General features: G+C 64.7%; 21 protein-coding genes. 11 read left to right on the top strand and 10 right to left on the bottom strand.

All coding sequences use genetic code 11. From position 1 onward, the window contains the following. Position 1: 1 nt before the first annotated feature. The 4 genes from QX034_RS02830 to QX034_RS02845 form a co-directional block, all read right to left on the bottom strand. The gene (locus tag QX034_RS02830) at positions 2-529 is read right to left on the bottom strand and encodes an arsenate reductase ArsC (protein WP_315704345.1); all 528 of its coding nucleotides are present in this window, start codon (positions 527-529) and stop codon (positions 2-4) included. Next, positions 522-884 (bottom strand): metalloregulator ArsR/SmtB family transcription factor, encoded by a 363-nt coding sequence (locus tag QX034_RS02835; RefSeq protein WP_315704346.1) that lies wholly within the window; start codon positions 882-884, stop codon positions 522-524. Before QX034_RS02835 ends, QX034_RS02830 begins: the two co-directional genes overlap by 8 nt. A gap of 183 nt (positions 885-1067) precedes the next feature. After that, entirely contained in the window at positions 1068-1412 is a 345-nt protein-coding gene (locus tag QX034_RS02840) for a cytochrome c (RefSeq protein WP_315704347.1), read from the bottom strand. A 10-nt stretch (positions 1413-1422) separates the two neighbouring features. After that, the gene (locus QX034_RS02845; protein ID WP_316194983.1) at positions 1423-2655 is read right to left on the bottom strand and encodes a molybdopterin-dependent oxidoreductase; all 1233 of its coding nucleotides are present in this window, start codon (positions 2653-2655) and stop codon (positions 1423-1425) included. Between the two features lie 258 nt (positions 2656-2913). Here QX034_RS02845 and QX034_RS02850 point away from each other — a divergent pair, with 258 nt between their 5' ends. From QX034_RS02850 to QX034_RS02865, 4 genes are all read left to right on the top strand, one after another. Then, positions 2914-3231 carry a metalloregulator ArsR/SmtB family transcription factor gene (locus QX034_RS02850; protein WP_315704349.1) on the top strand — a complete coding sequence of 106 codons (318 nt, stop codon included), beginning with the start codon at positions 2914-2916 and terminating at the stop codon, positions 3229-3231. A gap of 47 nt (positions 3232-3278) precedes the next feature. After that, positions 3279-4649, top strand: a complete 1371-nt coding sequence (locus QX034_RS02855; protein WP_316184317.1) for an NAD(P)-binding domain-containing protein — start codon at positions 3279-3281, stop codon at positions 4647-4649. A gap of 15 nt (positions 4650-4664) precedes the next feature. Beyond that, on the top strand, positions 4665-5852 hold the full coding sequence (locus tag QX034_RS02860; RefSeq protein WP_315704351.1) for an MFS transporter: 1188 nt from the start codon (positions 4665-4667) through the stop codon (positions 5850-5852). A gap of 258 nt (positions 5853-6110) precedes the next feature. After that, positions 6111-6767 carry a TetR/AcrR family transcriptional regulator gene (locus QX034_RS02865; protein ID WP_315729568.1) on the top strand — a complete coding sequence of 219 codons (657 nt, stop codon included), beginning with the start codon at positions 6111-6113 and terminating at the stop codon, positions 6765-6767. 11 nt (positions 6768-6778) lie between these two features. Here QX034_RS02865 and QX034_RS02870 read toward each other — a convergent pair whose 3' ends face one another. Next, positions 6779-7501, bottom strand: a complete 723-nt coding sequence (locus tag QX034_RS02870) for a GntR family transcriptional regulator (RefSeq protein WP_315704353.1) — start codon at positions 7499-7501, stop codon at positions 6779-6781. 191 nt (positions 7502-7692) lie between these two features. On the opposite strand from QX034_RS02870, the gene QX034_RS02875 reads away from it, so the two are divergent. From QX034_RS02875 to QX034_RS02890, 4 genes are read left to right on the top strand one after another with little or no spacing between them, the layout of a single operon-like run. After that, on the top strand, positions 7693-8586 hold the full coding sequence (locus QX034_RS02875; RefSeq protein WP_315704354.1) for a VOC family protein: 894 nt from the start codon (positions 7693-7695) through the stop codon (positions 8584-8586). 42 nt (positions 8587-8628) lie between these two features. Beyond that, the gene (locus QX034_RS02880; protein WP_315704355.1) at positions 8629-10179 is read left to right on the top strand and encodes a bifunctional 3-(3-hydroxy-phenyl)propionate/3-hydroxycinnamic acid hydroxylase; all 1551 of its coding nucleotides are present in this window, start codon (positions 8629-8631) and stop codon (positions 10177-10179) included. Between the two features lie 31 nt (positions 10180-10210). Then, a complete protein-coding gene (locus QX034_RS02885) occupies positions 10211-11536 on the top strand; it encodes an MFS transporter (RefSeq protein WP_315704356.1) in 1326 nt (441 codons plus the stop codon). Positions 11537-11567: 31 nt separating this feature from the next. Next, positions 11568-12419 carry a fumarylacetoacetate hydrolase family protein gene (locus QX034_RS02890; protein ID WP_316194985.1) on the top strand — a complete coding sequence of 284 codons (852 nt, stop codon included), beginning with the start codon at positions 11568-11570 and terminating at the stop codon, positions 12417-12419. Between the two features lie 65 nt (positions 12420-12484). Here QX034_RS02890 and QX034_RS02895 read toward each other — a convergent pair whose 3' ends face one another. The 4 genes from QX034_RS02895 to thiD form a co-directional block, all read right to left on the bottom strand. Next, positions 12485-14080, bottom strand: coding sequence for a DHA2 family efflux MFS transporter permease subunit (locus QX034_RS02895; protein ID WP_315704358.1), 1596 nt, complete (start codon positions 14078-14080; stop codon positions 12485-12487). Beyond that, complete coding sequence (locus tag QX034_RS02900) at positions 14077-15366, bottom strand: HlyD family secretion protein (RefSeq protein WP_315729570.1); 1290 nt, start codon at positions 15364-15366, stop codon at positions 14077-14079. The genes QX034_RS02895 and QX034_RS02900 overlap by 4 nt, the downstream gene beginning before the upstream one ends. A 244-nt stretch (positions 15367-15610) precedes the next feature. Beyond that, positions 15611-16066, bottom strand: coding sequence for an ester cyclase (locus tag QX034_RS02905; RefSeq protein WP_315704360.1), 456 nt, complete (start codon positions 16064-16066; stop codon positions 15611-15613). Between the two features lie 100 nt (positions 16067-16166). Continuing rightward, positions 16167-16967, bottom strand: coding sequence for a bifunctional hydroxymethylpyrimidine kinase/phosphomethylpyrimidine kinase (gene thiD, locus QX034_RS02910; protein ID WP_315729571.1), 801 nt, complete (start codon positions 16965-16967; stop codon positions 16167-16169). 119 nt (positions 16968-17086) lie between these two features. Here thiD and QX034_RS02915 point away from each other — a divergent pair, with 119 nt between their 5' ends. Together QX034_RS02915 and QX034_RS02920 are read left to right on the top strand one after the other, a co-directional pair. Next, positions 17087-17332, top strand: a complete 246-nt coding sequence (locus QX034_RS02915; RefSeq protein ID WP_315704362.1) for an Lrp/AsnC ligand binding domain-containing protein — start codon at positions 17087-17089, stop codon at positions 17330-17332. Between the two features lie 541 nt (positions 17333-17873). Then, positions 17874-18986 (top strand): helix-turn-helix domain-containing protein, encoded by a 1113-nt coding sequence (locus tag QX034_RS02920; RefSeq protein WP_315704363.1) that lies wholly within the window; start codon positions 17874-17876, stop codon positions 18984-18986. Here QX034_RS02920 and QX034_RS02925 read toward each other — a convergent pair. Further along, a complete protein-coding gene (locus QX034_RS02925; protein WP_315742000.1) occupies positions 18943-21435 on the bottom strand; it encodes an EAL domain-containing protein in 2493 nt (830 codons plus the stop codon). The genes QX034_RS02920 and QX034_RS02925 overlap by 44 nt on opposite strands. Positions 21436-21699: 264 nt before the next feature. Between QX034_RS02925 and QX034_RS02930 the strand changes: the two genes are divergently transcribed. Continuing rightward, a complete protein-coding gene (locus QX034_RS02930) occupies positions 21700-22866 on the top strand; it encodes an ABC transporter substrate-binding protein (protein ID WP_409977717.1) in 1167 nt (388 codons plus the stop codon). The last annotated feature ends 13 nt before the right edge of the window (positions 22867-22879 follow it).

Here is a 22879-nt window from a genome sequence, read left to right on the forward strand (position 1 = left end):
TTCAAGCCACGTCGTTACGGGAAGATGTCGCTCCTTCGGAGCGGCCGATCTCGCGCAGCCTGGTTCCTAGCGCGAGCTTGTCGATGCTCCTGAGCGGCAGGCTGGCGAAGCTGCCGATCCGATTCTTCAGATAGCGGAACGCGGTCGCAAACGCCGCCTGCTTTTCCAGCTCCGTGCCTTGGACTGCGGCCGGATCCTCGATGCCCCAATGTGCCGTCATCGGCTGACCTGGCCAGACAGGACAGGCCTCGCCCGCTGCGTTGTCACAGACGGTAAAGACAAAATCCATCATCGGCGCATCAGCAGCGGCAAACTCCAGCCAGCTCTTCGAACGCAAGCCATCGGTCGGATATTCCAGGCTTTTGAGGGTGTGCAATGTCAACGGATGCACCGTCCCTTTCGGCGCGCTGCCCGCAGAAAAGACTCGGAATCGGCCGGCTCCATCCTTTCGCAGGATCGATTCCGCCAGGATCGAGCGGGCCGAGTTGCCCGTGCACAAGAACAGAACGTTGTAGACATGCTCAGCCACGGCTTCGCTCCCTTCGCTTCGGCGGACAGCAAGGTTGCAAGCTCTCGACGACAGGCGCGCAGACCTCCGGTTTTCCGCCGCAGCAGTCCTGCAGCAGAAACAGCGCGACCTTCTGGAATTCCGCGAGATTGACGCGATAGACGATCGAGCGGCTGCGCCGCTCCGACACGACCAGGGCAGCGCGCGCAAGCACCGCCAGATGGGAGGACAGGGTGTTTTGCGGCACTTCGAGCAGGCGCGCGAGCTCGCCGGCCGGCAGCCCTTCGGGTTCGTGCTGCACGAGGGTGCGAAATGCCTGCAGGCGGGTCGGCTGCGCCAGCGCAGCCAGTGCCAGGACGGCGTCTTCGTTTTCCATATATCCAGAATTATGGATATACTGATCGATGTCAAGCGCTTCCGCGCCTCTCGACCCGAAAGCAGGTTGTCTGCAAGCAGGGAATTCAGGCGCCCGGGATCACGGCGGACCTGACGTTCGCTTCAGCATCGCCGCGATGCGCGGAAGCGAACATCAAGCTCAAGACGCCATCGGGAGACCGCCCTATTCGTGCTCCGTCCCCTTGGTGTGCACGAGATAGTCGACGATCGAGGCGACATCTGCGTCTGCCACCGGTGCCTTGTAAGCGTTCCGCATCTTGTCGACGATGGCGGTCCAGGCCTTGCGCGACATCGGCGGCTGCCGCAGCACCATCCCGACCGAATGGCAGGCCAGGCAATTGTTGTTGATCGCGTCCGCGCTCGCACCGCCGGGGAACGTACGATCCCCGAACGGCAGATCGACGGTCACCGACTTGAACGCCATCCCCGGCGAGGCCGCATCGATGGACGACGTAAGGGCCAGGATGGCGACCGGCGCGACCATGGCGACGATGAAGGATTTCGACATGGCTTGTTCCTCAGACCGCGTTGATACGGATGGTTTCTATGACGTTGCGCATGAAGCCGGAGCCGTTCCAATAGCTCTCCGTCGGCTGCACCTCGCCTTTCTCACTGGTGCAGCGCGCCATGATCCGATGCTGCCCCCGCCCGGGAGTGAATGATGTTGTCCAGCGGCGGAAGCTGTATCTGCCTTCGTCCTTGCCGAGCACTGCAGGCTGCCAGGTCACGCCATCATCGGCGGAGACCTCGACGCTGCGCACGCCGGCATCACCACCGAACGCGATCCCTCGCAATTCGAACGGCGCACCCGCGGCCACCTGCTCGCCATCGCGACGATTGGTGACGAACGAGCGCGGCAGCATGCGGTTGATCGGAATGGACTTGTAGCCGCTCTCGCCGGGCTTCACGGCCGCAAACGGCGTGTCGGGAATGAGATAGGCCTTGGTCATCCAGAAGCCGTCATCGGGCTGCGCCAGCACCTCGATGTCGTTCAGCATCTTGACCCAATAGGTCGAGTACCAGCCGGGCACGATGAGCCGCAGCGGGAAGCCGTTGAGGAGCGGGAGCTGCTCGCCGTTCATCGCATAGGCGATCATCACCTCGCCGTCCCGGGCGTGATCGATGCTGAGCGATTTCATGAAATCCGGCGCTTCCGGCACGACCTGCTGATCGAGGCCATTGAAGCGGACCGACACCGCGCCGGCCTTGACGCCGGCACGATCAAGTACGTCCTTCAACCGGACGCCGGTCCAGCGGGCATTGCCCATCGCGCCGTTTCCCCACTGCGCGCCTGCCACCCGCGGCTGAAACAGGCCGCGCGAATTGCCCGAGCATTGGTTCACCGCGATGATCTCGTAGGGCGGCATCGCCAATAGATCGTTCAGCGACAGGTCGAGGCCAGTAGTGACCTCGCCACGAACCTTGAGGCGGAACGCCGCCGCGTCGATCTCGGTCGGGATATTGGCCCAGTGCCAGCGCACGAAGAACCTGTCGTTGGGCGTCAGCACGCCCTGATCGAACACCTCGAACGGCGTTTCGAGCAGCGGAGGCCGCGTGCGCTGCAGGATCATCCTGCCCTTTTGCGGAAATGCGGCGGTCAGGCTGCGCTCGCCGCCGCCGCCGGGCAGGCCGAGATCGACGCTCTCCTCGGCCAGGGCCGGTGCCGCAAGCAGGGCAAGCCCGGCCGCGCCGATGCCGCTCATGAACTGCCGGCGGCTCTTGAGCATCGGTGTGCGATATTGAACGGACATGGTCATTCCTCCTGAATGTCCTTTTTGGGCTTCAAGAGGGAAGACGCCGGGCATCCGAACCTATTCCATCGTCGCGGCCGATCGATCCGATCGGCCCTGCCGAACAGCATCTGCATGGCAGAACAAAAGGCGCAGTACGCAGCTTCAAAAGGGACGAGGACCCGAACGCATTCGGCGGGCGCCAGCGCGTCCCTATATTTCGAATGTTTTCGAATTAGTGTTGACATCGCTGCTCCGCGAGCGCATCGTACTCCCGCCATGAAAATCGATGACGCCGCCGCCCGACTGGAAGCCCTCGGCAACACCACCCGGCTGAAGATCTACCGGTCGCTGGTGCGCGCCGGGCAAGCCGGCATGCCGGTCGGCCGCCTGCAGGAACGGCTCAAGATCCCCGCCTCGACCCTCTCGCATCACGTCAAGACGCTGGTTGCCGTCGGACTGATCTCGCAGCAGCGCGAAGGCACAAGTCTGGTCTGTCATGCGGAATACGACACGATGCGGGGGCTGGTGGATTTCCTGGTCGCGGAATGTTGCGCCGACGAGACCGGATGTGGAAACGCCAAGACCGCGGCGTAACCTATTTGGCCATTAATTCGATTATGCTAGAATAATGGGAGAAAACAATGTCAACCAACAAGACTGTCGCAATCATCGGCGCCGGCCCCGTCGGACTCGCCGCGGCGGCGCACGTTCTGGAGCGCGGGATGACGCCGATCGTGCTGGAGGCAGGACCTGAAGCAGCACACGCGGTCCGGCAATGGCAGCACGTGCAGCTGTTCTCGCCCTGGCGCTATAACATCGACCGCGCGGCCGCGCGGTTGCTGGCCGACACTGGCTGGAATTCACCGGATCCGGACGTCTATCCGACCGGCGGCGAGCTGATCGAACATTATCTCGACCCGCTCGCGACCAAGACGAAGCTATCCGGCGTCATCCGCGCCGACAATCGCGTCACCGCGATCAGCAGGCGTGGCGTCGACAAGGCCAAGTCGCGAGGACGCGAGCGCGCGCCGTTCGAGATCAGATATCGCAACGGCAAAGGCGAGGAGACATTGCATGCCGATGCCGTGATCGACATCTCCGGCACATGGTTCTCGCCCAACCCGGCCGGCAGCAACGGCCTGCCGGCCCTCGGTGAACAGGCATTTGCCGACCGCATTGCCTACGCCATGCCGGACGTGCGCGGCAGCCGGCGCAGCCGCTATGCCGGCAAGACCGTCGCCGTGCTCGGCGCCGGTCACTCCGCGGTCGGCACGCTGATCGACCTCGTCGCACTTGCCAAGGACGTGCCGGCGACCCAGGCGATCTGGCTGTTGCGCGGCAACGACCCGGCAAGAGCCTTCGGCGGCGGCAGCAGCGACCAGCTTGCCGCGCGCGGCGAGCTCGGCCTCGCCTTTGCTGCGCTGGTGCGTTCCGGACAGATCCGGGTGGAGGCGGAATTCGGCGTAGCGCAGATCACGGAGGCCGATGGCCGTCTTCGGATCAGCACCGGCTCTTCGCCGGATCGCCACGTCATCGCAGATGAGCTGATCGTCGCAACCGGCTTCCGGCCGGACCTGTCTTTCCTGCGCGAGGTACGGCTGCAGCTCGATCCGGCCATCGAAGCGCCGGTCGCGCTGGCGCCGCTGATCGATCCCAACGAGCACTCCTGCGGCACGGTGCGCCCGCACGGTGCGCGCGAACTCGCGCAAGCCCACGAGCCCGGCTTCTATCTCGCGGGCATGAAGAGCTATGGTCGCGCGCCGACCTTCCTGATGATGACCGGCTATGAGCAGGTACGCTCGATTGCGGCCGATATCGCCGGCGACAAAGAGGCTGCGGCACGGGTCGAGCTGGAGCTGCCCGAGACCGGCGTATGTACGCGTGGCGGTGTGGAGAGCATTGCTGCCCTGCCCGGCTGCTGTGGCGGTCCGGCGCCTGCGCGCGTAGACAGTTGCTGTGCCGATGACGCGAACGCGAAGGCGGCCGGCAAATCAGGCTGCGGATGTGCGTGAAGGAGATAACGGGGAATGCAGGCCAGGAGACTGGGCGTCGTCGTCGCCCTGGGGACAGCCCAGACGCTGGCTTGGGGATCGAGCTATTATCTTCCCGCCATCCTCGCCGACCCGATCGCGCATGATCTTGGCCTGTCCCGCAACTGGTTCTTCGCGGCATTCTCCGCATCGCTCGTGATCTCCGGCCTGCTCGGTCCTCGGATCGGCCGGCAGATCGACCGCGTCGGTGGTCGCCAGGTGCTCTGCGCCTCCAATCTGGTGCTGGCCGGCGGCCTTGCTACGCTTGGCGCATCGCATTCGCTTTGGATGATGGCTCTGGCCTGGCTGCTGCTCGGCGTCGGCATGGGATTGGGGCTCTACGATGCAGCTTTCGGCGCGCTCGGCCGCATCTACGGCCGCGACGCCCGCGGCGCGATCACCGGCATCACCCTGCTCGCGGGTTTTGCCAGCACCGTCGGCTGGCCGCTGAGCTCACTCGGATTGGAGACGATCGGCTGGCGCGACACCTGCTTGGCGTGGGCACTCGCGCATCTCGTGATCGGTCTGCCGCTGAACCTGTCGCTGCCGCGCGCGGCGCAGGGCAACGTCGTCGACACCACCGCGGCGAAACCATCGATCCCAATGGATCGTACCATGATGCTGCTCGCCTTCGCGCTGGCGGCCGCCTGGACGGTGACGGCGGCGATGGCCGCGCACCTGCCCCGTATCGTGGAGGCGTTCGGCGCGACACCGGCGCAGGCCGTGTTTGCCGGCATGATGATCGGTCCGGCGCAGGTGGCCGCGCGGGTGTTCGAGGCCGGCTTCCTGAGCCGCTTTCATCCCCTCACCTCGGCGCGGCTCGCCTGCATCACGCATCCGCTCGGCGCCTGCGCCATCGGCCTGTTCGGCGGCGGCGCGGCCGCAGCGTTCGCGCTGCTGCACGGCGCCGGCAACGGCATCCTGACGATCGCGCGCGGCACCTTGCCGCTCGCGATCTTCGGGCCGGACAACTACGCCTATCGCCTCGGGCTGCTCGGCGCTCCCTCGCGGATCTGCCAGGCCATGGCGCCGCTCGCCTTCGGGCTTCTGATCGATTCGCTCGGGCGCGGCGTCGTCATCGTGTCCGCCGGGCTCAGCCTGTCGGCGCTGATCGCGCTGCTGCTGATCTCGGCCTCGTCCGCGGCCGAGCGCGTCAAGAAAGCGCCTGCCAGCGAAGCGGCTTGAGGTCGTCACATTTCGCTAGCGACAACGGCATCGCAGCCGCAACACCGATCAGGGCCAGATATTCAGGCCTCCAGGACAAGTTTCTCCGATCGTTTTTACAAATCGACGGACACCGAATAAAGGCAGGTATTCCCGGAGATCGCACTGCGACCAACAAACAGTTCTGTCGGTTGTATTGATTGAAGACTCGCGGCCGCTGTGCCAAACAGGTACGAATATGGTTAGTCGCGTTCTCATTTCAAAAACATGGCTGGTCGAATGGTTGCTTCCAAGACAGCGCGCGGCAAGGTCGGCAGGCCTCCCCTGGAGCGGGCCGGCGAGGTCGAAGAGCGGATCCTGGACGCAGCGAAGAAGATCTTTCTCGCGCAGGGCTTTGAAGGCGCCAGCGTCGACGAAATCGCGCAACAGGCACGGGCCGGCAAGCCGACGATCTATGCGCGCTTTCCAAACAAGGCTGCCTTGTTTGCCGCGGTGATTGGCCGGCAGGCCGCACGGAATACGCAGTACGAGAACCTCGTCCCCGAGGGCCGCAGCTTTCGCGCCAAGTTGATCAGTGTCGGAACAGCCCTGATCGAGCGCGCTTTCGCCCAGGAGACCGTCGGCCTGATGCGGACCACCATCGCCGAAAGCCCGCGCTTTCCGGAGCTGACGCGCGAGATCAGCGACAAGGCGCGCAAGCGCGCGGCGTTCAACCTGACAAAGATCATGGTCGAACTCGCAAGCCTGGAAGGCCTCGCCGGCAAGGGCGCCTTCAGCCCCGACAGAATCGAGGACACCGCGCGGATCTTTCTCGACATGATCCTGTTCCCGATGCTGGTGCGCTGCCTGCTCGGCGAGGATCTCCGTACGCTGAAGAAGGAGCTTCCCGAACACGTCGAGAAGCGAGTCGATTTCTTTATCGACGCGACCACCTGAGCCGGCGCGCGCTACTCGTGCACGGCGTTCGCGTGCCGCAACTCCGGAAAGATCGTCTCGTCCTGCAGGATCACGTCCGCGGTCCGCTGATAATGCGCGGTCAGCAGCTTCACCGCGAGCTCGACATCAGCGTTCAGGACAGCCGTCACGATCATGGCGTGCTCATCGCCAACCGCACGCGACGGAAACGCCTTGCGGATCGAGAGTCGGCGGTAGCGATAAAGCTGGTCGGCGAGCTGTCCGCAGAACCCGATCAAGGATTGCGAGCCGCAGTTCGAAATCAGGACCCGATGATAGATCCGGTGCAGCCGCTCCCACTCCGGATTGTCCTCGAAGTTGGTGGCATTCAGCGAACGCGGCGCGCGGCTCAGCCGGTGCTGCGCCAGCACCAGCTGTTCCTCCCATTGCGGCGTTGCCGCCGCCATTGACTCGCGCAACGCCAGCGCCTCCACCCAACACCGCGTCTTGGTCAGTTCGGCGAGTTCGGCCCGACTGATGTCCTTCACGTAGAAGCCGCGCTGCTCGCGCACCTCGACCAGTCCATCGGCCGTCAGGCGGTTGAGCGCCTCTCGGAGCGGCGTCTGCCCGGTCTGATAGGCCTCGGTCAGGAAGCGCATCTGCAGCTTGCGCGACGGCGCAAGCCGGCCGGACAGCAGGTCCTCGCGCAGCCGGTCATAGACATGGCTGGCCTGAGTCGAAGGACCCTGTCCCTCGGCCTCCGTCGATGCATCCACTTCCAATCCCCTCAGAATCTCTGGGAAGTAAATATAGACCACAGCAACGAAATCCAATAATTTATAAATTATGTTTGATATTCTGTATTTTTGTAATAAGAGACCGACAGCCGGTCTGGACGCCGGCATCAAAAACGATGCGCTGTCTCCTTCCCTGCCACCGGGATCGAGAGCGGCTGGAGGATGCGTTCATGACCCGGTTCCCGGTTACAGCTCTGCGCAGTGTCGATCTCGGCACGCCGGATCTCGCCCGTTCAGAGGCGTTTTATTGCGAGACCTGGGGCCTGGAGCGCGTCAGCATGGCCGATGGCGTCGTCTATCTGCGCGCGACCGGCAGCGATCATCACGTCGTCGCGCTGCACCGTAGCGAACGCACCGAGCTGAAGGCGGTGACCTTCCGCCTCGCGAGCAGCGACGATTTCGACGCGATCTCCCGAAATGCCATCCGCGAGGGCGCCGTGCTGCTCTCCGCACCTGGGCCAAACATGGCGCCCGACGGCGGCGTGATGATGAGCCTACACGGCCCCGAAGGCGGAGTGCTGCGCTTCGTTCATGGCGACGCGCGTCACGTGCCGAAGCCGCCACGACCGGCCCTTCCTGAGCGCCTCGCCCATGTCAACCTCAACAGCACCGACGTCGACCGCTCCGCCGCCTTCTATGAGAAGGCGCTCGGCTTCCGCCTGACGGACCGCTCCGCAGCGATGGCCTTCGTCCGTTGCAACAGCGACCACCACGCGGTCGTGATCGCCGATGCCAAGGTCAATGGCCTGAACCACGTCGCCTTTCTGATGCCGACCTGGGAAGGCGTGATGCGCGGCGCCGGACGGATGATCGACGCCGGCCATCCGATCGCCTGGGGCGTTGGGCGCCACGGCCCTGGCGACAACGTCTTCGCCTACTTCATCGATCCAGTGGGCACCGTCATCGAATACACGGCCGAGGTGCTGCAGGTCGACGACAGCTATGTCGTGCACGGTCCTGATCATTGGGTCTGGCCGCCCGGCCGCACCGATCAGTGGGGCATCGCGCCACCGAAGGCCGATCACGTGAAAGCCGCGCAGCTCGCGGTCCGCTACGCCGCCTGACCGACTGCAGTTTCTTTGTTCCACAAGCGGGTTTCGACATCCATGTCCGGCAGATCTGGCGCAAACGAATTCGAGGTCGTGGTCATCGGCTTTGGGCCGACCGGCGCAGTCGCAGCGAGCCTGCTCGGAGCACATGGGATCGCGACGCTTGCGATCGACCGTGCGCGCGAGATCTACGACAAGCCGCGCGCGATCGCGCTCGACCACGAGATCATGCGGCTGTTCGACAATCTCGGGATCGCCGACCAGGTCAGTCGCTACGTCGCCCCATTTCCCGCCTCCGAACATTTCGGCGCGCAAGGCCAATTGATCCGCCGCATCGACATGGTGCCCGAGCCCTACCCGCTCGGCTACACGCCGAGCATGGTGTTCACGCAGCCCCCGGTGGAAGAGGTGCTGCGGACCCATGTCCACACCTACCCATCAGTCACGGTCGAGCTCGGCACCACGCTGGTCGACATATGGCAGGACGCCTCGACGGTAACCCTCGTCCTCGCGCGCGAGGATGGCACCACACGCGAGGTCACGGCCGATCATGTGATCGCCTGTGACGGCGCCTCGAGCACGGTACGTCAGCGGCTCGGCATCGCATTCGAGGATCTGGAATTCGACGAGCCGTGGCTCGTCGTCGACCTCCTCGTCAACGAGGCCGCCGCGACGAAACTGCCGGCTACCGCGGCACAGTTCTGCGATCCCGCACGTCCGACGACCTACATCATCGGCCCGGGCAACCACCGCCGTTTCGAGATCATGCTGCGGCCATCCGAAGATCCGCGCGCCATGGAAGAGCCCCAGCAGGTCTGGCGGCTGCTTGCCCCCTGGCTCGCGCCGGACGAAGCCACGCTGTGGCGGGCGGCGAGCTACCGCTTCCACGCGCTGGTCGCGAGCCGCTGGCGGGAGGGGCGCGTTTTCCTGGCCGGTGATGCCGCGCATCAGCAGCCGCCCTTCATCGGCCAAGGCATGTGTCAGGGGCTGCGCGACGCCTGCAATCTGACCTGGAAACTCGTGCGCGTACTGCGTGGACAATCCGGCGAGCGGTTGCTCGACAGCTACGACATCGAGCGCAGCACTCATGTCCGTGAACTCACGACGCGCATCAAGGCGATCGGCCGCGTCATCTGCGAGCAGAACCCGGACGCAGCGTCAGTACGAGATGCCCGGATTCTCGCCGAAGGCGGCGGCGCACCGCGAACCATCACGCGCCAGGAGATCGTGCCGCCGCTCACGCAGGGCCTGCTCGCCGCCCAACCCAGCGACGCAAAGGGCACGTTGTTTCCTCAACCATGGATCCTGCGCGCCGGCGAGCGCGTGCTGCTCGATAGAGCCGCCGGCACGGGATGGCGGCTGGTGCTCGACGGAAGCGGCCCGCCCATTGCGGAGCCGACCGAGGCCCGCGCGCGCGAGGCCGGGATCAGCGTGATCCGAATCGGCGGCGATGGCTGGCACGAGGAAAGCGGGGTCGTTGCGCGCTGGTTCGAGCGACACGGCTGCAGCGCAGCTCTCGTCCGGCCCGATCACTACGTTTACGGCGTCGCCCGCGACGAGACCGAACTCGCGGCGCTACTGTCAGAGCTGAACGAACGACTGCAATAACCACAACAACAACATTCACGGGGAAAACGCCATGCCAACTTCGTCGGCCGAGACGAGCAGGAATGCAGGAGCCCGCGCCATCGCGGTTCTGATTATGCTGTTCCTGTTCCAGACGCTCAACTTCTTCGACAAGCTGGTGTTCGGCCTGTCGGCCGTACCGATGATGAAAGAGCTGGCCTTGAGCCCGAAGGATTTCGGACTGATCGGCAGCAGCTTCTTCCTGTTGTTCTCGCTGTCGGGCATGGCGGTCGGCATGTTCGTGGTCGGCCGCTTTCCGGTAAAATGGCTGCTGCTCATCATGGCAGGCATCTGGTCGGCGACGCAGATCCCGATCTTCTTCTCCAGCTCGGTCGCGGTGCTCGTCCTCTGTCGCATCATCCTCGGCGCCGGCGAGGGACCGGGGCTGCCGACCGCGCTGCATGCCTGCTACAACTGGTTTCCGGCCGACAAGCGCAGCGTGCCGAGCGCGGTCGTGCTGCAGGGCATCAGTGTCGGGCTTCTCGCCGGTGGCCCGATCCTGACAGCCGTCATCGTCAATTATGGCTGGCGCACCGGCTTCCTCGCCTGCGGCCTGCTCGGCCTGGCCTGGATGCTGGCCTGGGCCGTGATCGGCGCCGAGGGGCCGTACGCCGCAACTCATCAGCCCGATGATGCAACGTCGGCAAGCAGGCTCTTGCCTGTGCGCGTGTTGTGGGGCGATCCGACCGTGGTCGGCGTCATCATCATGTCGACCGCGTCCTACTGGATCGTCGGGATGTCCGCGACATGGCTGCCGCCCTTTCTCCAGCTCGGGCTCGGCTACAGGCAGGTCGACGTCGGCTGGATCATCTCGGGCATCTATCTGTTCCAGTCCCCGCTGCTGCTCGGCGGCTCGTGGCTGACGCAATCTCTGCAGCGCCGCGGCTTCAGCCTGCGCGCCTGTCTCGGCCACGCTTCGGGGCTTGCCCTGCTCGCGGCCGGCAGCGCGCTGCTGCTGAGCATCGTGACCTCAGGCCCTCTTCAGCTCGCCTGCGTCGCGATCGCGTTCGCGGCACCGAGCCTCACCACGATCTTCGGGCCGGTCGCTCTCGGCGCGGTTGCGCCTGCAGCCCAGCGCGGCCGCCTGATCGTCGTGATCTATTCCGCAAACGCGGCGTCCGCACTGGTGTCGAACGCGCTCACCGGATGGATCGTGGGCGAGGCTGGCAGCAACGTCCCGCTCGGCTATGCGCACGCGATGACCTTCACGGCCGGCGTGCTGATCGCCGGCGCCGTCTCGGCCTTTGCCATGATCTTCCCTGAACGCACGATCGCGCGCTTCGCGAAATCAGCGCCAGAACAAGCCTCTCCTTCCGCCGTGCCGGCGGTCTCGACCTGACCAGCCGGCTCTTCCTGCTCGAGGACATCAGATGAAATTTGCAAGCTTCACGATCGACAACACGCCGTCCTGGGGACTGGTCGAGGGCGACGGTGTCGCCGATCTCGGGGCCGTCCTGCACGACCGCTTCCCCGACCTGAAATCGGCGATCGCCGCCGACGCGCTGAAGCAGGCGGCCGCTGCTGCGCCCGGCGCGCCGCGGCATCCGCTTGCCGCGATCGGCTTTCTGCCGGTCATTCCCAATCCGGACAAGATCCTCTGCATCGGGCTCAACTACGAGACGCACCGCAAGGAGACCGGCCGCACGGAAGTCGAGAACCCGACCGTGTTCGGACGGTTTGCCAGCAGCCAGACGGGACACCTCACGAACATCGTCCGCCCGCGGGTCTCGACCGACCTCGACTTCGAGGGTGAGCTCGCCATCATCATCGGAAAGCCCGGACGTTACATCACACGCGAAGATGCGTGGCAGCACATCGCAGGCTACGCCTGCTACAATGAAGGCAGCGTGCGCGACTTCCAGCGCCATACCCATCAATTCACGCCGGGCAAGAATTTTCCCGCGACGGGCGCTTTCGGTCCGTGGCTCGTGACATCAGACGAAATCGATGATCTCGGTCCGCTCAAGCTGCAGACCCGGCTCAACGGCCAGATCGTGCAGGAGGCGACGATCAGCCAGATGATCTTCGACATTCCGCGTCAGATCGAATACTGCTCGTCGTTCACGCGGTTGGAGCCTGGCGATGTGATCGCGACGGGTACACCGGGCGGCGTCGGGTCGCGCCGCACGCCCCCGCTCTGGATGAAGCCCGGCGACATTGTCGAGGTCGAGATCGACCGCATCGGGTTGTTGTGCAACGGCATCGCGGACGAGGCGATTTAGCCTAGCGGCTGCGTTCGGCCAGACATCGACGGCGCAGGCAAGCGCTCGCGCCGTCTTCATTCTGCTCAATGCGCCATCGGCGCGGCACCGCCGAGCTTGACGTTGCGAAGGACGAGCGCCAGCGGAATCGCTGCCAGCGAGATCAGCATCAAGGTCCAGTAGACGTCGATATAGGCGAGCAGCGAAGCCTGCGCCTGCACCGTCTGCCCGATCCAGGCGATCGCCTGCTGCTGCGCCTGCAACAGCGAGCTGCCATGGGCGCTGAAATAGTTGGTCACCTGATGCAACGTGTCCTGATAGACTGGGTTCGAAGGAATGGCGGTCTCGACCAGCCGGCTCTGGTGGAACTGCTCGCGATGCGCCAGCACGTTGGCCGCAAGCGAGACGCCGATCGAGCCGCCGGTGTTGCGGGCCGCGTTGATCAGGGCCGAGGCCTGGTCGGTCTTGTCGGGAGGAATGCCGTTATAGGAGGCGGCCGTGATCGACAGAAAGAGCAAGGGCAGGCCGACACCGAGCAGCATGCGTGAGCTTGCGAAGAACCAGAACCCGACATCGGCATAGACCCGCGTCAGATCATACATCGCGAACGCCACGATCGTGGCTCCCGCCATGATCATGTATTTCGGCTGCACCCGGCCGGACAGCCGGCCGACCACGAACATCATCACCATGGTGACGAGGCCGCCCGGCGACAGCACGAGGCCGGCCCAGGTCGCGGTGTAGCCGAAATCCTGCTGCACCATCTGCGGCAGCATCTGCGTGGTGCCGAGCAGGATCGCGCCGGTCGCCAGCATCACCAGGAAGCTGGCGCCGAATTGGCGCGTGCCCACCATCCGCACATCGATCGTCGGATTGCTCCGGCTCATCTCCCAGGGGATCATCAGCACGAACGCCGCGGCGCAGATCGTCGCCGTCGCCACGATGAAGCGGGAATCGAACCAGTCGTCCTCCAGGCCGCGATCCAGCATCAGTTCGAGCGAGCCGAGGAACGTCGCGACCAGCACGAAGCCCACGACATCGAAGCTGTGCCCCTGCGCAAGCAGCTTCCGCCGCTCCGCCACGGCCGAGGCCGGCTCGTGCAGGATCAGCCCGATCAACAGCATCGCCATCAGCCCGACCGGACCATTGATCAGGAAGCACCAGTGCCAGGAGAGGTTGTCGGACAGGTAGCCGCCGAGCGTCGGCCCGACCACTGGGGCAACGACGACCGCTACTCCGAACAGCGCGAAGGCCTGGCCGCGCTTGGCCGGCGGAAACGAGTCGGCCAGAATCGACTGGGACACCGGCACCATGCCGCCGCCACCGATCCCCTGCAGGATGCGAAACAGCAGCAGCGATTGCAGATTCCAAGCGAAGCCGCACAGCACCGAGCTCAAGGTGAACAGCCCCAGGCAAATCAGGAAGAAGGTCTTGCGGCCGAAGCGCTTGGCGAGAAAGCTCGAGGCGGTGAGGATGATGGCGTTGGAGACCAGATAGGTCGTCACCACCCAGGAGGACTCGTCCTGGCTCACGCCCATGCCGCCGGCAATGTACGGCAGGGCGACGTTGGCGATGGTGGTGTCGAGCACCTCCATGAAGGTCGCAAGCGCGACCAGGATGGCAATCAGCCACGGATTCGTGGCTGGCTGCGGCGCAGCTATGAGGGTGGAAGCATCGCTCATAGCACAGCCCTCAGGCGCTCATACAGCGAGGGATGCGGATCGATCCGCACAGTCGGCACCACCGACATGCCCGGACCGAGCGCGACGTCGGCCGGCGGATTATCCATCACGATCTTGACCGGCACGCGCTGCACGATCTTCACATAATTGCCGGTGGCATTCTGCGCCGGCAGCAGCGAAAAGGCCGTGCCTGAGCCGGGCTGCACGCTGGCCACATGGCCGCGGATCTCACGCTCGGGATAGGCGTCGATCTGCAGCGTCACCGGCTGGCCGGATCGCATGTGGTCGAGCTGGGTCTCCTTGAAGTTGGCGGCGACCCACACGTCGTCCGGCACGAACATGGTCAGCGCCGTGCCTTGCGCGGCGAACTGGCCCTCGGCCGCGCCGAGGTTCACGACACGGCCGGGCTGCGCTGCGGTCACGGTCGTGTAAGACAGGTTGAGCGTGGCCTGGTCGCGCTGCGCCTCGGCCTGCGCGAGATTGGCATCCGCGCTTTCACGTTGGGCCTTGAGCGATTCGAGTTGCCGCTGGGCGACCTGAAGATTGGCCTGCGCACTGGTGAGCGCCGCCTTCTGCTGGCGCAGTTGCGAGCTATATTGCTGCTCGTTCTGCACCGTGCCCGAGCCCATCCGGGCGAGATCCTGGTAGCGTTGGGCCTGCTGCTCGGCGAAGGTGAGTCCCGCCTGCGCCTGCTCGACCTGCGCCTGCCCCGCCGTGATCTGCGCCTGCTGCACCTCGACCTGGGCATCGATGTTGCGGATCGCAGCCTGCGCGGCCTTCACCTGCGCCTCGGCCTGCGCCAGCGCGATTCTATAATCGCGATCGTCGATGCGCGCGATCACGTCGCCGGCCTTGACATGCTGGTTGTCGGTGACAGGAACCGCGGTGATATAGCCTGAGACCTTCGGCGCGATGGAGAATTGCCGGGCCGCGATGAACGCATCGTCGGTGGTCTCGAAATGCGCGGCGGCGTCGTAATAGACGTAGCCGCCGGCGCCCGCCGCCAGCAGCAGGACGAGGCCGACAGCGGCGCCGAGCGGGTGGCGCCGCAACAGCCCGCCGCGGGGCTTCTCCTTCGCTGGATCCTGCGGATCGGCGGGCGGCGCTTCCGGTTCCAAGGGGTGCGGAGCCCGCGCCAGATCTCCCCTCGCCTCATCGGAAGGCTGATCTCCGCGCCACTGCTTCAGCGCCCGCTCCCGGGCGGGAACGGACTGATCCGCGCCGCCCCGCGATGCGGGCGCCTCAGTGCCGGGCGCCTTTGTGGTGGTGAATGCTTGATTGGCCATAATTAGGGGTCCATACAAATAGAACGGAACCGTTTCGTTCTATACGTAAGCGGGCCGTGCTTGCGACGCAATGGCAGCGGTTGGACCTGAGACCTAAAATTTCTGTTATCGTGGGAGTTGGTGCCGCAGGCGGAATGGCGGCCCCGGTATTCAGCACCGGGATGCTACCCAGGGCAAATCGTTAACGTCATCTCGGGGCAGGCGCCGAAGCCGGTGCCCCCGGAGATATTCCGCGGCCGAAGCGTCAGAACATGCCGTTCTGATTGGCCGACTGTTCCGGGATCGGCTGCACCGAATCCCAGTGCTCTTCGATCTTGCCATCCTTCAGACGGAAGATGTCGACGATCGCATTGCCGCGGGTGCCGGGCTCGCGAATGGCGTGAACGCGGAGAATGACGAAATCGCCGTCGACCAGCACCTTCGTGATCTCGCTATGCGATTGCGGATACTTGGCCTTGAGGAATTCGATGAACTTGCGGAATCCCTCGGGGCCGTCCTCGGCGTTCGGATTATGCTGAACGTAGCTGCCGAGATATTTCGAGGCTGCCGCAAAGTCCTTGCGGTTCAGGCCCTGCTCATAGAAATCGAGCACGACCGCCTTGTTGCGCTCCTCCTGCGGCGAATAGGCCCGCTGCGCCAGCGCCGGGGCGGAAATCGTCACGACCATCGCCATCATCAGGGGGATCAGGGAGCGCCGCATTAGGTTACGTCCTTCTGCTGGAGGGATAGCGGTCATCACCATCTGCCCGCACTGCATGTCATGGATGTGTCGGCACCATCGTCAAACGCCGGCGATGCCGTCAATAGAACCGATACAGATGATGCACAGGACCGTGGCCGTGACCGACGGTGAAGCGGTCGGCAGCCGCGATGGCGTTGCTGATGAAGGCCTTGGCGTTGCGCACCGCTGTTTGGAGATCTTCCCCCTTCGCAAGCCCCGCCGCGACCGCCGAGGACAGCGAGCAGCCGGTGCCATGGGTATTGCGGGTCGCCGCGCGCGGCGCGGTCAGCCTGAGGCTCGCCTGCCCTGTGACGAGATAGTCCGTGCTCTCGGGTCCCTGGCCGTGGCCGCCCTTGATCAGCACGGCCGGACAGCCGAGCGCGAGCAACCGCCGGCCCTGGGCTTCGATCGCGGCCGCATCGGTCGCCACGGCCTCGTCCAGCAGCGCGGCCGCCTCCGGCAGGTTCGGCGTGATCAAGGTGACCAGCGGGATCAGGAGCCGCCGCAGCGCCGCGACGGCGTCTTCAGGCAGCAGCCGATCGCCCGAGGTTGCGACCATCACCGGGTCGAGCACGACATGGGCAGGCTTCCAGCGGCCCAGACTTGCGGCGATGGCCTCGACGACCGACGCCTGGGCCACCATCCCGATCTTGACCGCGGCAACGTCGAGATCGTCGAACACCGCATCGATCTGAGCGGTCACGAACTCCGGCGGCACCAGATGGACGCTGCTCACGCCGCGCGTATTCTGGGCCGTCAGCGCGGTCAGCACCGAGGCGCCGTAGACGCCGAGCGCGGCAAAGGTCTTCAGGTCGGCCTGGATGCCGGCCCCGCCTGAGGAATCCGAGCCGGCAATGGTGAGCACAACGGGCGTGGTCATAATCCGTCCTAGCGCGGGCTCCCCGCCCTCGGCAAGCGCCGCCGTGGTCCGGATTGCGTCTCGACTCCCCTGCAAAACCCTATATTTAGGTCCGACAAGCCTTTCGGAGACAGCCTGCGATGGTTCCTTTCTTCGTCCAGATCAAGTGCAAGCTCGGCCAGTCCTACGCGGTTGCGAACGCGCTCGCCGAAGCCGAGATCGCCTCCGAGATCTATTCGACCGCGGGCGACTACGACCTGCTGGTGAAGTTCTACGTCGACAGGGACACCGACATCGGCCACTTCATCAACGAGAAGGTCCAGGTGATCCCAGGCATTCAGGACACCCACACGATCATCACCTTCAAGGCCTTCGGCACCGTCTAAGCGGCGCGATGTTCGCAGCGGCCTCTCTCGCAGCCAAGTGCGGCGTCGGACATTTGCGCATCCTGCGCTGGGCGCGCATCCTGGCAGGTTGACGCCAATCCCGTGCGACCTGCTCTTATCGCCCAAATGTACCAGAGGCTCTTGCAAAAGCGCCCGCCGTTTCCGGCGGGCGCATCCTATTGAAAAGGTATGGACTGGATTTTGGTGCTAAAAAAACCGAACCGACACGCCCGCGTGTCCCGGCCGGGTCGCTTCGCGCGCGCCTGACGGCTGCCGAAGGACCCGGCCGTTTCCGGCAACTTGGGTATGAGCGTCTTTAGGCGGGCGCACGCGCCTCCGGTCAAGCCGATTGCGCATGACGGGACAGCCGATCAAGAGATTGAGACAGAAGCGCAAATAGGCTAGCGGTCGGACGCCAGAACTCGCATCCTGCCTGGGGAAAACCTTTGCGACGGCTGGCGCCGGAGCACCGCTCGCCAATTCGTGGTTGCTCGGGATTCTCTTAAGGGGCGGCTCGGAAATCGCACGATGGACGCGGCCCATGAAACGGAAGCGAATTTCGGAACCGCCGCAGCAGCAGGACGTCGTGGAGACTGAGATCAAGACGGTATCGTCGCTAGTGCCGAGCTTCGGCTTTTCGTCCGAGGGGATGGAGACCGAGGCGAACATCGCGGCCTGGCGCGCAGCCGTCTCCACCTTTTTCGAGGTCGACGAACTGGCGGCGAACGAGCCTGGCCCGTTTCGGGCCGACGTCCGCTCTTTCGCGATGGGCTCAGTGCTGTTCGGCCTTGCGCGGGCGAGCGGCCAGCATTTTCGCCGCGATACCCACACCATTGCCCGTAGCGGCGTCGACCACGTCATCATTCAGGCCTATGTCCGTGGCGGCTATCACGGCACGGCGGGCGAGCGCCCAATCCGCGTCACCGCGGGCGACATCTGCGTCCTCGACCTCGCCCAGACGTTCGAGACCTGGGCGAGCCCGTTCGAAAACCTTACCCTGGTGATACCGCGCCCGATGTTCGACGCGCGTCTGCTGCAGATGCAAGGGCTCCATGGCCTTGTGCTGGCCGCGAATAGCCCTCTGACAGCGCTGCTCGCAAGGCATCTCGAAGCCCTGCTCGACTACGCACCGCGCATGAGCTTCGAGGAGTGCCAAGCCGTCGTCGAAGGCACCGTTTCGCTGGTGTCGGCTTGCATCAGGGGCGAAATCGAGCGCCGGGACGCCGAGCGCATCGCGCCCGAGGAAACCTCCTTGTTTCGCATCCGGCAGTACATCGAGACGCAGCTCTCGAGCGCCGATCTCAACACCGAGTCCGTCGCAGCGCATTTTGGCCTGTCGCGCGCATCGCTCTACCGCCTGTTCGCGCCGCTCGGCGGCATCGCGGAATACATCCGCAGCCGCCGCCTGCATCGGGCCTTTTTCGATCTGGTCGGTTCGCGGAATACCCGGATCAGCGAAGTGGCACGGCGCTGGCAGCTCGGGACAGACGCGCATTTCGCGCGCTCATTCAAGGCTGCGTATGGGATCACGCCGCGCGCCGCACGCGAGGCCGCGCTGCTTGGCTCACAGCAACACGCATCCGAGCAGGCCGACGCAGGACTGTCCACCCTCACGCGCTGGATGCGCGGGATAGCGCCGCCACGCGAGGAATGAGCGTCACCACCGAACCGGCGCTGCTCGCTTCGGCGAATACGTCCGCGTCCTGGCCCGGCTCGGGCTGAGGCTCCTCGGCAGGCGGGCTGTCGATCGACCGCACGAATTGCAGATGGTCTTCGAGCTGACTGATCGGCATCGGACGCCCGAGCAGATAGCCTTGCGCAAAGTTGACGCCAAGCAGCTCCAGGCGCGCGAGCTGCTCCTCGGTTTCCACACCCTCGGCGGTGATCTGCATGCCGAGCCCACGCGCCAAGGTCACCACCGAGGAAATGACGGCGACGCTTTCATCGCCCTCGCTCAGTTTGGCAACAAATGATTTGTCGATCTTGATCTTGTCGAACGGGAAGGCCGTGAGCGAGCGCAGCGACGAATAACCAGTGCCGAAATCATCGAGTGCCAGAGAGATCCCGATCCCCTTGAGCTTGTCGATGAAGTTCTCGTTCTCGGCCGCACGCTCCAGGAGCACGGATTCGGTGATCTCGATTTCGAGCCGCTCGGCAGCAAGCCCGGTCCGCGCCAGCGCCGACTGGATGACATCGAACAGTTCCGCCTGCTTGAACTGCACAGGCGAAAGATTGACGGCGACCTTGACGTCATCGGGCCACGATGTCGCATCGTCACAGACACGGCCGATGATCCACTCGCCGAGCGGCACGATCAATCCGGTCGACTCCGCCAGCGGGATGAACTGATCGGGCGGCACGAGACCCTTGACCGGATGTCGCCAGCGGACCAGCGCCTCGACGCCGCATCGCTCGCGGGTCTCGACATCGTAGAAGGGTTGATAGTACACCTCGAACTGGCATTGGGCGATGGCGTCGCGCAGGTCGCCCTCGAGCGTATTGCGCGCCTCGAATTCGGCGTGCATCACGTCGTCATAGACGGTGAAGCAGCTCCGTCCGGCCGACTTCGAACGATAGAGCGCAAGGTCCGCCTTCCTCAGCAGATCTTCGTGGCCGCGGCCATGCTCCGGCGCCAGCGCAATGCCGATGCTGGTGCCGATCTCGACCCGTTGGCCGGACAGCTGGAACGGCTCGGCAATCAGCTTGGTGATGCGCTGCGCCAGGTCGGTCGCCGCGCCCCGCTGCTCGGAACAATTGGCCTGGATCAGCGCGAACTCGTCGCCGCCAAGCCGCGCCAGCACATCGTCGGCGCGCAGTTGCGATCTGAGCCGTTGCGCGACCTGCACGAGCAGGGCGTCGCCGGCCCCGTGGCCGAGCGAATCGTTGACGTTCTTGAAGCGATCGAGGTCGCACAGGAACACCGTGAACCGACCTCCGCTCGCCGCGTTGATGCGCTCCATCTGTTCCAGGAAGAACGCCCGGTTGGCGAGGCCCGTCAGCGCGTCCGTCTGCGCCAATTCCAGCACGCGGCGGTTGGCGAGCGCCAGCTGCAAGGCATTGCGGCTGGAGAGTGCGAGATAGACGGCGAGGAAGATCGTGGTGGCGATTCCGGCGGCATAGATCGCAAGCGCACGGTTGTGGGTTGCGATCAAGCCGCCGTTGCCGGCGGGAGCTGCCTGAAACGCCCAATCCGAATCGCCGATGCGCAACGTCGTCGACCATACGTTTGGGTCGGCCGGCCAGCGCTGCGGATCCACGCCCGACGATTCCAGGCCCTTCTCGGGCGGCAGCACGTTGATGGCGAGCGCCGGGCTGTTGGGGTTGTTCGCACGGATCGACTGCAGCAAGAGCGGCAGGTCGAACAGGCCGACGATGAAGCCGGTCAGATTGCGCCGTCGATCGGCGACCGTGGTCCGCGACGTGCCTTTGACATAAACCGGCACGGCAACCATGACCGCGGCGGAACGGCTGCTCGGTTGTTCCTCGAACAGGCGCGTGCGCAGCGCCGTGATCATGTCATAGTCGCGCGCCTGTTCCAGGACGAAGCGACGGTCGGGAAAGGTCCAGTAGTCGAGCCCGTAGACAATCGAGGTCTTGGGCTCGGTGGAGAAATACACCGGGAAGTACTCATCATGCTCCGGCGCAACCGCCCCATCGGGGTAGGATTTGATGCGATAAGCGGGCACGCCATCGGTGATGGCTGCGGCTTCGTATTCGCCGCGCTCCTTGCGATAGATCCGGGGGAGCCAAGCGATCCGCGTGATACCCGGATGGGCTTCGAACAGCCGGGCGCTGAAGGTCTGGTACTCGCTGCGAGTGATGTCGTCGTTCGCGGTCTCGAACCGCGTCCGCAGCGCGGTCAAGCGGCTCACATATTCGTTGAGGCCGTTCTGGATCAGAATGGCCTGCGCCTCGGCAACGCCTTCCAACTCGGCGCGCGCAAGACGGTTTTCCCAACGGCCAACCGCAACGGTGCCGACCAGCGACAGCACCGTGCCGAGACAGGCGGCTATCAGGGCCGGACGATAAAGACGGTATTTGGATGAGGCGCGCAAAGTCTCGCGCGCGCCGCCCGCACGATCATCGCCGGGCTTCTTCAGCATCCGTCCGCTGCGCACTTCCACCTGCAAATCCCGGCCCCCGTCCACACGGCTGTCCATGTTTACATGCGCTATCGGACACGCCACGGAGTTAAGGACGGTGAAAGAATGCCTGCGACTCCGCGGCGCAGCGGCGGCTTGGTTAACACGCGGCTTTCGCAGGTAGCGAAATACGTCATCATCCTTGCCCGGCCGTCTTAGCGCGGTCTTCACTCGGGCGACCTATGGTCGATGCGGACCATGCTGCAACTCATAAGACGAATGAAAATGGCGCTCTCGGGTTTGCGAACTCCCTTTTGTCTTGCCTTGCTCGGCTGCAGTCTATTCGCCGGCGTCGCAGACGCTGACGAACTGGGCGTGACCAACGATACCATCGTGTTCGGCCAGGTGGCCGCGCTCGAGGGGCCATCTGCCGCGATCGGACAGGCAACCCGGCAGGGCCTGCTCGCAGCCTTCAACGAGATCAACGACAAGGGTGGCGTGCATGGCCGCAAGCTCAAGTTGATCAGCCGCAACGACGGCTACGACCCGGACCGTTCCGTGGTCGAAACCGTGAAGCTGATCTATGAGGACAAGGTGTTCGCATTGATCGGAGCGGTCGGCACACCGACCGTGATGGCGACCGTGCCGATCGCCACCTCCAACGATGTGCCTTTCATCGGCCCGGTATCCGGCGCCGCGTCCTTGCGCGATACCGAGTTTCAGAACGTCATCAACATCCGCGCCAGCCACGCGGCAGAGGCCGAGGTCTGGATCAAATACCTGACCGAGAATCTACACCTGACCCGGATCGGCATCTTCTACCAGGATGATGCCTTCGGCCGCGATGTGCTGAATGGGGTCAAGACCTATCTGGACCGACGCGGGCTGGAGCTCGCCGCGGAAGGCACGTTCGAGCGCAACACGCGTGCGGTCGGCGTCGCGTTCAAGGTCATCAGGCGCGCTGAACCGGAGGCGGTCATCCTGGTCGGGACCTACGGCCCGTGCGCGGAATTCATCAAGATGGCGCACCGCAGCGGCTTCACCCCGACCTTCGTCGCGATATCCTTCGTCGGCGCCAACGCTCTCGCCAAGGAGCTCGGGCCCGACGGCCGCGGCGTGATCGTGTCAGAGGTCGTGCCGTTCCCATGGGACACGCAGAAGAAGCTCGTGGCCGATTATCAGATGGCGCAAAGGGCACTGGACCCGAACCAGCCGCCGGACTTCATCGCCCTCGAAGGCTACCTGACCGGACGACTGGTCGGACAAGCCCTGGAGATGGCCGGCCCCAATCCGACCCGGGCAGACCTGGTGCGGGTCATCAACGAGACCGGCCAGTTCGACATCGGCGGAACGGTCGTCGCATTCGGCGCCGCGCGCCGATCCAATCCGCCCCACGTATCGCTGACCGTCATTCAGGGCGACGGCAGCTTCCAGCTGATCGAAGGCTTCTGATTGAAGCCGCGCT

Source organism: Bradyrhizobium sp. SZCCHNR3119 (assembly GCF_032487775.1).
In the GTDB taxonomy this organism is placed as follows: Bacteria; Pseudomonadota; Alphaproteobacteria; order Rhizobiales; family Xanthobacteraceae; genus Bradyrhizobium.